This is a genomic window from Vibrio sp. R10-SF1-ISO8 (genome assembly GCF_059833805.1).
Map to the genome: position 1 here is coordinate 95,240 of NZ_JCBDHL010000007.1, position 12,235 is coordinate 107,474.

Sequence of the window (12,235 nt, forward strand, 5' to 3'; positions counted from 1 at the left end):
CGGTTTTATTCACCTTTAAACCCCACTACAATGTGCCTCTTGCGTTCGACGCGCACTCATCCTGCAACTCTATTGAGATAGTTCATGACCTCGACACTTTTAGCCCAGTCACCTTCAGCCGATTTGCCGACGCCGCAAAGCATCTTAGAGGATGTTTTTGGTTATCAGAGCTTTCGTGATGGTCAGCAAGAAGTGATTGAGTCGGCGGTTGCTGGACAAGATAGTTTAGTGATCATGCCAACGGGTGGCGGTAAATCTTTGTGTTATCAGATCCCTGCCTTAGCACGTGAAGGGCTAACTTTAGTTATCTCACCGTTGATCTCATTGATGAAAGATCAAGTAGACCAACTGAAAGCGAATGGTGTGGCCGCTGAGTGTGTCAACTCCACCATGCCAAGAGAAGAGCTGATCTCCGTTTATAATCGCATGCATTCTGGCGCGTTAAAGTTGGTTTATGTTTCTCCAGAGCGTGTGTTGATGCGCGATTTTATTGAGCGTCTGGAAAACATCTCATTGTCGATGATAGCAGTTGATGAAGCGCACTGTATTTCTCAGTGGGGGCATGATTTTAGACCTGAATATGCTTCGTTAGGTCAGCTCAAACAGCACTTTCCTCATATCCCAGTCATGGCGCTGACGGCAACCGCAGACGACGCCACGCGCAAAGACATTATGCAGCGCCTGCAACTTGACGAGCCGCATACTTATCTTGGCAGTTTTGATCGCCCTAACATTCGTTACACCCTAGTTGAGAAACATAAGCCTGTTTCTCAGGTAGTTCGTTTTCTTGAAGGTCAACGTGGCAGCTGCGGCATTATCTATTGTGGTAGCCGCAAGAAAGTAGAGATGGTAACCGAAAAACTGTGTAACAACGGCTTACGTGCTGCAAGCTACCACGCAGGTCTTGAAGCGGATGAACGTGCTTATGTTCAAGAGGCGTTCCAGCGTGATGATATTCAGATCGTTGTTGCGACTGTGGCGTTTGGCATGGGGATCAACAAACCCAATGTCCGTTTTGTGGTGCACTTTGATATTCCACGTAATATCGAATCCTACTATCAGGAAACAGGCCGCGCCGGGCGAGATGGATTGCCTGCCGAAGCGATGATGCTTTACGATCCTGCCGATATCAGTTGGCTGCGCCGCATGTTGGATGAAAAAGACGACGGTCCGCAGAAGCAAGTTGAAGCGCACAAGCTAAACGCAATGAGTGCTTTTGCTGAAGCGCAAACCTGTCGTCGCCAAGTACTGCTTAACTATTTTGGCGAGTACCGTGAGAAACCATGTGGTAACTGCGATATCTGTTTAGACCCGCCGAAGCATTTTGATGCCACAGAGCAAGCTCAAAAAGCGCTCTCTTGCGTGTATCGGGTTAATCAAAGCTTTGGTATGGGTTATGTGGTCGAAGTTTTACGTGGGATGCAGAATATCCGTATTCGTGAAAATGGCCATGACAAACTGTCGACTTATGGGCTAGGACGTGAAAATAGCCATGACTATTGGGTCAGTGTCTTTCGTCAGTTGATCCATAAAGGTTTGCTATTCCAAAACATCACTCGCAACTCTACTTTGCAATTGACTGAAGAGGCAAGGCCGCTGTTGCGTGGTGATATGTCATTAGAGCTTGCTGTTCCACGCCTTGATACCGCCGCCCGCGCTGCTAAATCAGATAAGCTGTCGAGCAAAAACTACGATAAGAAGCTATTTGCTAAGTTGCGTAAGCTTCGCAAATCCATTGCGGATGAAGATGGTTTACCACCATATGTAGTGTTCAGTGACGCGACATTAATTGATATGGCAGAAATACTACCGACCTCTTACGGTGAGATGCTTGCCGTCAACGGAGTGGGGCAGCGCAAGTTAGAAAAATACGCCGACCCATTCTTAGATCTTATTCAGGAGCACTTAACAAATCATGGCTGATGTCACACCACAAACGGAATTTGGTCTGCTTGATTATCAGGTAGAAGAGGGGCGCATCATCATTCGTGCTCCGCGGTTTGATTTTGATAGCTTTCCTCAGTTAGCTGACAAACTGGTCAAACTGCTATCGGCTTCAGTAGTCGAAAAGCAGTGGGATGCAGATATTCACTCTTGGTTGATTGATTTTGAAGGTTGTCAGCTATTCTTAAAATCAGAACACTATAGTGAGAGTATCTGGTTTGAAGCGCTGGCAATTGAAGATTCTAAACCAGAGCTCGATTTTCTGGCTTCGCTGTTTAACAAAGGTTTCTAAGTCGATTTTTATACGCTAACGATTGCGTAGCCTTAGTTAGTTGCAGCTCAAATTGGTTAATGTATAATCGCCCGCCGCGATAGTTATCACAAATATATCGCGGCTAATTTCTTTTAACATTGTTGGTAAGAGTCGTTCCTTGGCTTGGAATGGATTCGATTTGGGTTCCCTCACCCCCAAACCAAACTAAAAAGGTATCGCATGAGTAACTTTACCCCTGCGCAGCAGCGCAAAGCCCTTTTTCTATTAGTTCTGTTCCACCTGATCATTATTGCATCGAGCAATTACTTAGTTCAGCTGCCCTTTACCGTTTTCGGTTTCCATACCACTTGGGGCGCATTTACTTTCCCATTTATTTTCTTAGCGACTGACCTAACCGTTCGTATTTTTGGTGCTCAGCTTGCTCGTCGCATCATCTTCTTAGTGATGTTGCCAGCACTGGCGGTTTCTTACGGCTTATCTGTTCTGTTCTATGAAGGTTCATTCCAAGGCTTGAATCAGCTTGGGGAATTTAACCTGTTTGTTGCGCGCATAGCGATCGCAAGCTTTATGGCTTATTTACTGGGTCAGATTCTGGATGTGCATATTTTTAACCGCCTGCGTCAGCTAAAGCAGTGGTGGGTTGCACCAACATGTTCAACGCTATTTGGTAATGCGTTAGATACCATTGCTTTCTTCGCGATTGCCTTCTATCAAAGCCCAGATCCGTTTATGGCAGAGCATTGGACAGAGATTGCGCTGGTGGACTACGGCTTCAAATTAGTCATCAGCTTGGGTCTGTTTGTTCCTATGTATGGCGTATTGCTGAATTACTTAGTCAAGAAACTCACCGCAGTGAACCCTGACTTTAAAGTGGTTGGCGCTAAGTCGTAATTGAAATGACTAACAAGAAAAAGCCCGAGGAATGCTATTCCTTGGGCTTTTTTGTATTGATCAGTTGAGATTAGTACTCAACAATCGAGAGTGGCCAACCAATATCACTTTGACGGTTTGCTTCTATTTCGAGCTCAGCAGCAGTCAAAGGGTTGTCTTTAAGCCACTGCGCTTTTAGCGTTAGGGTCAGCTTATCATCGTTAGAGCTTAGGGTAATGTTAGGCTCAAGCTCAGGGTTACGACGATGAGTTAATAACACCGCTAAACGCAGCAGGCGCAATACACGTTTGGCACTATTGCTGGATAAGGCATGCTGCTCCGGAAGGGAAGTTAGCTGTTCACGATAGCGGCGCGTGAGTTCACCTAAGAGATGCTTTTGCGCTCGCGTGTAACCAGGTAAATCCAAGTTTTGCAGCAGGTAAGCACTATGCTCGCCACCTTTTTTGAAATCGATAGTCAAACCGATCTCATGTAGCTTGGCTGCGGTTTCAAGCAAAACACTACCGTGAGACTCTGCAATCCAATCAGACTGACATTCAGCGAGCAGTTTAGCTGCAATGTTGGCAACTTGCTGACCGTAAGCGACGTCAATTTGGTAGCGGCTCTGAACGCTACAGATAGTGCGAGCACGAATATCGTCTTGCTTTAGCTCATCAACCATTTCATACACTAGGCCTTCACGTAGTGCGCCACCCGCAAGCGTCATTGAATCAATCTCAAGTAGCTCAAAAATCGCGATGAGAATAGAAAGGCCGCTAGGGAAGACTAATGCACGCTCTAGGGTCAGTCCTTCTATCTCAAGCTCTTCAAGGTGATCGGCTAACATTGCTTGTTTTTGCAGGCGTTTCAGTTTGGCGTGAGTAATAACCTCATCCATCCCTTGCGCGAGCATGATTTCTTGCAATGCCTGAACAGTACCCGAAGCGCCGACACATACATCCCAACCGATTTGAGTGTATTGCTTCAAGATAGGTTGCAGTGTCTCTTTGGCTGCTTGAATCGCATTGTTGAAGTTGGTGACGGTCAACTGACGATCTTTAAAGTGGCGCTCAAGCCAAGTGACACATCCCATTTTCAGGCTAGTCAGTGCCTTAGCTTCAAAACCTTCACCAATAATAAGCTCGGTACTTGCACCACCAATATCAACCACTAAACGTCGACCACTACCACCAGAGGTATGTGCGACCCCTTTATAGATAGTCGCTGCTTCCTCTTCGCCGCAGATCACTTCAATCTTATGACCAAGTATCTGATTGGCTTTTTCCAGAAACAGGTCCACGTTAGTTGCGGTACGCAGCGTAGCGGTACCCACGATGCGAATGTTCTCTTTAGGAATATCTTGCAGTCGTTCTGCAAATAGACTCAAGCAGTCCCAGCCGCGTTGCATGGCTTCTAGGCTTAGCGCGTTGTTTTCGTCTAAGCCCGCTGCAAGGCGAACTTTGCGTTTGATTTTAGCCATCGTTTGTACGCTGCCATCAATGTGACGCACAACGAGCATATGAAAACTGTTCGACCCGAGGTCGATGGCTGCGTAAAGCGGAGATGAAACTGCTTGGCTCATAGACGACTTAAGAATCCTTTTGTTGACGTTGACGAGAGCGATTGTTGTTGCGACGGTTGCCTGAGCGAGAACCACCTGTATTGGTGCGACGTTGCTGCGGACGGTTTGAACGCATACGTAGCGGTGCAGGTAAATCTTCAATCAATGCACTTGGGTCGTAGTCTGATACGGGAATTGTGTGCTCGATGTACTCTTCAATCGGAGGAAGGTTAATCGCGTAGTCTTCACAAGCAAAGCTAATCGAATGACCGCTCGCACCTGCACGACCTGTACGGCCTATGCGGTGTACGTAATCTTCGCAGTCATCTGGTAGGTCAAAGTTAAACACGTGCGTTACTTGAGGAATATGTAGACCACGCGCTGCAACGTCTGTTGCCACTAATAGATCAACTTCACCTTTAGTAAACTGCTCTAAGATACGCTCGCGCTTCTTCTGCGGTACATCGCCTGTTAACAAACCAACACGATGGCCGTCAGCAGCCAAGTGGCCCCAAACCGATTCACACTTATGTTTAGTGTTAGCAAAGATGATCGCGCGCTCAGGCCACTCTTCTTCAATTAAGGTTTGTAGCAGAGCCATCTTATGTTCATTAGAAGGGTAGAACAGCTCTTCTTGGATGCGATGACCCGTTTTAACTTCTGGCTCAACCACAACATGCTCTGGATTATGCATGTGCTCGAATGCCAACTCTTGAACGCGGTAAGAAAGCGTCGCTGAGAACAGCATGTTCAAACGCTCTTTTGGTTCAGGCATACGACGGAACAAGAAACGAATGTCTTTAATAAAGCCAAGATCGAACATGCGATCTGCTTCATCAAGAACAACCGCTTGAATGTTGTTAAGGTTAAATACGCGTTGCTTGTAGAAATCGATAATACGACCAGTCGTACCGATCAGAATATCCACACCATCTTCAAGCTTAGATAGCTGCTTGTCGTAGCTCTCGCCACCGTAAGCAAGCGCAGCTTTAATACCAGTGCTTGCAATAAGCGGCTCGGCATCGTTGTAAATCTGAATTGCCAACTCGCGTGTTGGTGCCATGATGATGGCACGTGGCTGAGTTGGCTTACGACCTTCATGTTCTGAAGTCGTCAGTAAGTGGTTAAAAGTAGCAGTCAGGAAAGCGAGTGTCTTACCTGTGCCCGTTTGGGCTTGGCCTGCGATGTCTTGGCCGGTGAGCAGTACCGGCAACGCCAAAGCTTGGATAGGGGTACAAAATTCAAACCCTTTCTTCTCCAAACCTTCAGTAATTTGAGGGTGTAAACCCAAATTGGCGAACTTTTGCTCTGTGATATGCGTCTTTTTCATTGCTATAGAATATCAGCTAAAGCTTGCAATACGAAAGTAAATACATTCCAATAGGGCATCTATTTACTGGTTATCATCCAACCAGTTTCAAAAAAACACATTGGAGTGGAAGATGAGTGATAAGATTTTGCAGCTTACGGATGACGGTTTTGAAAACGACGTAATCAATGCTGCAGGCCCTGTACTAGTGGATTTTTGGGCAGAATGGTGTGGTCCTTGTAAGATGATTGCTCCTATCCTGGACGAAATCGCAGACGAGTACGAAGGCAAGCTCACTATCGGTAAACTAAATATCGACCATAACGCAGGTACTCCACCTAAGTTTGGTATCCGCGGTATTCCAACATTACTTCTATTTAAAGATGGTAATGTCGCAGCAACCAAAGTTGGTGCGCTGTCTAAGACTCAACTTAAAGAGTTCCTAGACGCAAATCTTTAAGCGTTGTTCTGATAAGACCGTGCATTTTAACCAATGCACGGTTTTGTTTTTGAACACCAACAAAATCTAGACTAGGCTAGTATTTAGTGCTAATTTATCGCACGTTAAATAAACAAGTTTCTCTTCTTGGTCGATCCTGTGACCAAATTCATCTTAACTAAATAACAGATCCTATTTTGACTAAAAAAGTATCCACCACCATGAATCTAACAGAACTGAAGAACAGACCTGTGTCTGATCTTGTCAAACTTGGCGAAAGCTTGGGCCTTGAAAACCTAGCTCGTCTAAGAAAGCAAGACATTATCTTCGCTATCCTAAAAGCTCACGCGAAAAGCGGCGAAGACATTTTTGGCGACGGGGTTCTGGAAATACTTCAAGACGGTTTTGGCTTCTTGCGCAGTGCAGACAGCTCTTACTTGGCAGGCCCAGATGACATCTATGTATCTCCAAGTCAGATCCGCCGCTTCAACCTTCGTACAGGTGACTCGATTGCCGGTAAGATTCGTCCACCAAAAGACGGTGAGCGATACTTTGCTCTACTAAAAGTCAATACAGTTAACGATGACAAACCAGACAACGCGCGTAACAAGATTCTATTTGAAAACTTGACGCCACTACACGCAAACGAGCGTATGGTGATGGAGCGTGGTAACGGTTCGACAGAAGATATCACAGCACGTGTTCTAGATTTAGCTTCACCAATTGGTAAAGGTCAGCGTGGTCTGATCGTTGCTCCACCTAAAGCGGGTAAAACAATGCTGCTGCAAAACATTGCACAGAGCATTGCTTACAACCACCCTGAGTGTGAGCTAATGGTACTTCTTATCGATGAACGTCCAGAAGAAGTAACCGAGATGCAACGCCTAGTTAAAGGTGAAGTGGTTGCATCTACGTTTGATGAGCCTGCATCTCGTCACGTACAAGTTGCTGAGATGGTTATCGAGAAGGCAAAACGTCTTGTTGAACACAAGAAAGACGTAGTAATCCTGCTTGACTCTATCACTCGTCTAGCTCGTGCATACAACACTGTTGTTCCATCATCAGGTAAAGTTCTGACTGGTGGTGTTGATGCTAACGCCCTACATCGTCCTAAGCGCTTCTTCGGTGCTGCACGTAATGTAGAAGAAGGTGGTAGCCTGACAATTCTAGCAACAGCACTAGTAGATACTGGTTCTAAGATGGATGAAGTTATCTACGAAGAGTTTAAAGGTACAGGTAACATGGAAATTCACCTGAACCGTAAGATCGCCGAGAAGCGTGTCTTCCCTGCAATCGACTTCAACCGCTCAGGTACTCGTCGTGAAGAGCTTCTAACTAAGAATGAAGAGCTACAGAAGATGTGGATTCTACGTAAGATTGTTCATCCAATGGGTGAAATCGACGCGATGGAGTTCTTAATCGACAAGCTAGCAATGACTAAGACTAACGATGAGTTCTTTGACGCGATGCGTCGTCAATAGTCGATAGATTGAATTATCAAGCGCCACCATATTTGGTGGCGTTTTTGTTTGCATTATCTATTGATAGCGCGCACAATGGTGCAATATGTTACAAGGAGGTTAACATGCAACAAGGAATGTTGTCGTCGGTACTCCTGTCTATCGCACTTCTTACCGGAGTACCTGCCGTCGCTGCAACTGAGATGGAACCTCAGCGTGTTGAGCAATGGTTACAAGAATCTCAAGTTCACGATAAAGTCGCTGAACTTCTTCAGTATGTGGTTGAAGATGATACTGATGGCCTTAATTTTGCGTTGCAAAGGCTCTCTCTTCCCGTCCAAGAAGTTTCCCGTTATTTACTGCTAAAGAAAATTGAAGACCAAAATCTGATTCTGACACCTAAAATGGCGCTGTTTGTTGAGCAGCAACAGTCAATGGTGCCGACCTACCAAGTGTTAGAAAGAGGGGATGGCTATGAGTTTTCAGTCCCTGCTTTTAACTACCCAGCGATTGCCAACCGTTTACTCAAACAGTGGCGTCAAGATCAGTCGACACTCGCCTTTGTTTTAGATGCTGAGCGTGGTGAGCTGGATTTGAAAGATTGGCTGACTGGCAGCGATTACCAAGTACAGACTCGTGAAGCTCTGCTGATCCGTGAACTAGATAGCCTTTCACCTGAAGCCGTAAATAGCCTCGTCGAGCAGTTGACCAAAGCTCCGGTAGTCAGTTGGTTGCCTTCATCTCAGGTTATGGTGCGATTGGCTCAAGTCAGTGAAAATCCAGATGTCTACAAACTACTTTGGCTGATGAAAGCCGACTTTAACAGTGAATCCGAACTGGTGCGATTGGCAAAAGTGGCAGATAGCTTTTCTTTAGAGCAAGTGATGCAAGCCTCGAACAACCCAAGCCTTAAAGAGCGAGCAATTACCGAACTGACCAAAGTTAGACCGATGTCGAGTGATGTAAAAGAGTTTCTTATTGCGCGAATGGCGGCATCAGATGATGCAAGGTTCATTGCAGGTGAACTCGCACGCCAAGGTTACTCATCGTGGCTAGAAGAATTAGCCAGTAGCAATCAAAAAGTAAATAGCCGCGCGATACTCAGTGTGATCGGTCAGTAAGGCTAAGACATATAACCACACGAAAAAGAGGGATCGAATGATTCCTCTTTTTGTTATACTGCGTGCAGATTAACCAGCCCACAATTAGGTCTATGAGTTTTAAGGATTTACGCGACTTTGTCGCTCATCTAGAAAAAGAAGGGAAGCTAAAGCGCATCTCTCATCCCGTTGATCCCGACTATGAAATGACGGAAATCAGTGACCGTACCTTAAGGGCTGGCGGCCCAGCTCTACTGTTTGAAAACCCAATCGGCTACGACATGCCTGTACTGACCAACCTGTTTGGTACTCCGGAGCGTGTCGCGATAGGTATGGGGCGGCAAGATGTCAAAGAGTTACGTGAAGTCGGTAAGTTGCTCGCTTATTTGAAAGAACCTGAGCCACCAAAAGGTTTTAAAGACGCATTAGATAAGTTACCAGTGTTCAAACAAGTATTGAACATGCCTGCTAAGCGTCTACGTAAAGCCCCTTGCCAAGAGATTATCTGGCAAGGCGAAGAAGTTGATTTGGACAAAGTACCAGTCATGAGTTGCTGGCAAGGTGATATTGCACCGTTATTGACTTGGGGACTTACTGTTACCAAAGGGCCGAATAAAAAGCGACAGAACCTAGGTATTTACCGTCAACAAAAAATCGCTAAGAACAAAATCATCATGCGTTGGCTAGCTCACCGTGGCGGTGCTCTTGATCTCCGTGACTGGATGGAAACCAATCCAGGTAAACCCTTTCCTGTTTCCGTTGCTTTTGGTGCAGACCCAGCAACCATTCTTGGCGCAGTAACGCCAGTACCAGATACATTATCTGAGTACGCATTTGCGGGTTTGCTGCGCGGCAAAAAAACCGAAGTCGTCAAATCGGTTAGCAATGACTTAGAAGTCCCAGCTAGCGCTGAAATCGTTATGGAAGGTTACATTGATCCTAATGAGTTCGCTGACGAAGGCCCTTACGGTGACCACACCGGGTACTACAACGAAAAAGAAAAGCACCACGTCTTTACTATTACCCATATCACAATGCGTAAAGAGCCTATCTATCACAGTACCTATACTGGTCGCCCACCTGATGAACCAGCAGTACTGGGCGTCGCGCTCAATGAAGTCTTTGTGCCGATTCTGCAAAAGCAGTTTCCTGAAATAGAAGATTTCTATTTACCACCAGAGGGTTGCTCCTACCGCATGGCGGTAGTGACAATGAAGAAACAGTATCCGGGTCATGCTAAAAGAGTCATGATGGGAGTCTGGTCCTTCTTGCGTCAGTTCATGTATACCAAGTTTGTAATTGTGTGCGATGAAAAGGTCAATGCACGCGATTGGGATCAAGTGGTAGCAGCGATGACCGAGCATATGGATCCGGTCAGAGATACATTATTTATTGAGAATACCCCAATTGATTCATTGGACTTCGCTTCTCCGGTCGTTGGCCTCGGCTCGAAAATGGGGCTAGACGCAACAGTCAAATGGGATGCTGAGCTGGTTGGTTCGGAGCAATCAGTAAAACAACATAACCAATTGAGTGAAGCAGAGCTCAAGAGCTTTATTGAGCATAACCCAGAAGTTATCGATATCTATATTCCATCGACAGCCAAAAATAACAGTTTTGCTATTGTCACTATGGATAAGCAGCACGCTGGTCAATCTAAGCAGCTGGCGCAAAAGGTAGAGCAATTCTTGCTCGAGCATGGCGCACCTAAATTCATCGTTGTCTGTGATAGTGATGTGAATGCAAAAGATTGGAACGACATTATCTGGGCTGTGACTACTCGTATGGACCCAGCACGAGATACCAAGCAGGAAGAGGGCACTAATCTGTCTTGCTCTCGCCTTGTATTGGATGCCACTAATAAAGTGGAAGGAGAGGAGGTTGTCAGAGAATGGGGCACACCTATCAAGAAAGATCCTCAACTTGTGGCAAAAATTGATGCGATGTGGGATAAGTTGGGTATTCTATGAATCATTCCGTCATCTTGTTGCCAGATAGCATAGAATTCGAAGTACAAGATGGACAAACGGTGTTGGAAGCGGCGCTCAACAATAATATCCGCTTTCCTCACCGATGCCAGGTTGGTGCATGCGCTGCCTGTTTGTGTCGTAAACTAGAAGGAACAGTCTCTTATCACCTTGAACCTATGCTCACAGAGAAAGAGCAACAACAAGGATGGATATTTGCTTGCCAAGCCTTCGCAGAAAGTAAATTAGTGCTTACTTTTGAAGAGTAAGTAAGAGGAAACCATGACTATTCAATGTAAAGTAAAGTCAATCCAGCCGTTGGCTTGCAATACTTACCAAATTCTATTGCACCCAGAAAGCCCAGTCAGTTTTAAAGCTGGCCAGTACCTAATGGTTGTGATGGGTGAAAAAGATAAAAGACCATTTTCTATTGCGAGCAGCCCATGTCGCCACGAAGGTGAACTGGAACTGCATATCGGTGCTGCAGAACACAATGCTTACGCTCACGAAGTAGTAGAAGCGATGAAAACTGCACTAGAGCAAGACGGTGAGATTACTATCGACGCGCCACACGGCGATGCTTGGATCCAAGAAGAGAGTGAGCGTCCTATTTTGTTGATCGCAGGTGGTACTGGTTTTAGTTATGTGCGTTCTATCCTCGATCATTGCATCGCGCAAAACAAAACTAACCCTATCTACTTATACTGGGGTGGGCGTGATGAATGCCAGCTATACGCGAAACCAGAACTTGAAGAGATTGCGGCGAATAATCGTAATGTTCAGTTTGTACCTGTAATAGAAGAAGCTCCTGCTGAATGGCAAGGAAAAGTAGGTAATGTTCTTCAAGCTGTAGAGCAAGATTTCGATTCGCTAGCAGAGTATGACATCTATATCGCTGGACGCTTTGAAATGGCAGGCGCTGCGCGTGAGAAATTTACCCTAAATAAACAAGCTCAAGCAGAAAGAATGTATGCCGATGCTTATGCTTTTATATAAAGCTTAAGAATTCAGGTTAAAAAGGGAGCGTTTTGCTCCCTTTTTTTATGCTTTTGCATACAAATTCAACGAACGGTCATTTTTTTCAATTTTATTTGAAAAAGGGCTTGCGCTTAAATCTCAACTCCCTATAATGCGCTTCCACTGACACGGCAGACGCCACAAGGCTTCAGCGGAAAGTCAGTAAAGCCAACTAGCTAAGTTTCAACTCAAATCGAGTGAAACAAAAAATTCAAAAAAGTGTTTGACACTTCAAATTGAAACGCTAGAATGGCTGCCTCTTCCGAAGTGATGTGAGTCACAAAGAAGAAAGCT

The 12,235-nt window shown here is 45.5% G+C and carries 11 protein-coding genes and 1 pseudogene; 10 read left to right on the plus strand and 2 right to left on the minus strand.

Annotation, left to right across the window (positions count from 1 at the left end):
- The first annotated feature begins 84 nt into the window (after positions 1-84).
- The 3 genes from recQ to AC6R00_RS03685 all read left to right on the plus strand — a co-directional run bounded on the left by recQ (position 85) and on the right by AC6R00_RS03685 (position 3,109).
- Positions 85-1,923, plus strand: a complete 1,839-nt coding sequence (gene recQ / locus AC6R00_RS03675; RefSeq protein ID WP_500639363.1) for an ATP-dependent DNA helicase RecQ — start codon at positions 85-87, stop codon at positions 1,921-1,923.
- Positions 1,916-2,236 carry a DUF3630 family protein gene (locus AC6R00_RS03680; protein ID WP_500639364.1) on the plus strand — a complete coding sequence of 107 codons (321 nt, stop codon included), beginning with the start codon at positions 1,916-1,918 and terminating at the stop codon, positions 2,234-2,236. Before recQ ends, AC6R00_RS03680 begins: the two co-directional genes overlap by 8 nt.
- A 201-nt stretch (positions 2,237-2,437) precedes the next feature.
- Positions 2,438-3,109, plus strand: a complete 672-nt coding sequence (locus AC6R00_RS03685) for a 7-cyano-7-deazaguanine/7-aminomethyl-7-deazaguanine transporter (RefSeq protein ID WP_500639365.1) — start codon at positions 2,438-2,440, stop codon at positions 3,107-3,109.
- 70 nt (positions 3,110-3,179) lie between these two features.
- On the opposite strand, the gene gppA is transcribed toward AC6R00_RS03685, so the two are convergent.
- Complete coding sequence (gene gppA / locus AC6R00_RS03690; RefSeq protein ID WP_500639366.1) at positions 3,180-4,670, minus strand: guanosine-5'-triphosphate,3'-diphosphate diphosphatase; 1,491 nt, start codon at positions 4,668-4,670, stop codon at positions 3,180-3,182.
- 7 nt (positions 4,671-4,677) lie between these two features.
- Entirely contained in the window at positions 4,678-5,979 is a 1,302-nt protein-coding gene (gene rhlB / locus AC6R00_RS03695; protein ID WP_500639367.1) for an ATP-dependent RNA helicase RhlB, read from the minus strand.
- Positions 5,980-6,091: 112 nt separating this feature from the next.
- Between rhlB and trxA the strand changes: the two genes are divergently transcribed.
- The 7 genes and pseudogenes from trxA to fre all read left to right on the plus strand — a co-directional run bounded on the left by trxA (position 6,092) and on the right by fre (position 11,920).
- Positions 6,092-6,418: a thioredoxin TrxA gene (gene trxA / locus AC6R00_RS03700; protein WP_004745500.1), complete on the plus strand. Its 327-nt coding sequence runs from the start codon at positions 6,092-6,094 to the stop codon at positions 6,416-6,418.
- Positions 6,419-6,618: 200 nt separating this feature from the next.
- A complete protein-coding gene (gene rho, locus AC6R00_RS03705; protein ID WP_004745495.1) occupies positions 6,619-7,878 on the plus strand; it encodes a transcription termination factor Rho in 1,260 nt (419 codons plus the stop codon).
- A gap of 104 nt (positions 7,879-7,982) precedes the next feature.
- Positions 7,983-8,978 carry a hypothetical protein gene (locus tag AC6R00_RS03710; RefSeq protein ID WP_500639368.1) on the plus strand — a complete coding sequence of 332 codons (996 nt, stop codon included), beginning with the start codon at positions 7,983-7,985 and terminating at the stop codon, positions 8,976-8,978.
- 92 nt (positions 8,979-9,070) lie between these two features.
- Positions 9,071-10,454, plus strand: a pseudogene (gene ubiD / locus AC6R00_RS03715) (4-hydroxy-3-polyprenylbenzoate decarboxylase); the annotation flags it as partial.
- 32 nt (positions 10,455-10,486) lie between these two features.
- On the plus strand, positions 10,487-10,927 hold the full coding sequence (locus AC6R00_RS03720; RefSeq protein ID WP_500639369.1) for a hypothetical protein: 441 nt from the start codon (positions 10,487-10,489) through the stop codon (positions 10,925-10,927).
- Positions 10,924-11,193 carry a 2Fe-2S iron-sulfur cluster-binding protein gene (locus AC6R00_RS03725; protein ID WP_171383442.1) on the plus strand — a complete coding sequence of 90 codons (270 nt, stop codon included), beginning with the start codon at positions 10,924-10,926 and terminating at the stop codon, positions 11,191-11,193. The genes AC6R00_RS03720 and AC6R00_RS03725 overlap by 4 nt, the downstream gene beginning before the upstream one ends.
- 13 nt (positions 11,194-11,206) lie before the next feature.
- Positions 11,207-11,920, plus strand: coding sequence for an NAD(P)H-flavin reductase (gene fre, locus AC6R00_RS03730; RefSeq protein WP_239851278.1), 714 nt, complete (start codon positions 11,207-11,209; stop codon positions 11,918-11,920).
- Positions 11,921-12,235: the final 315 nt, after the last annotated feature.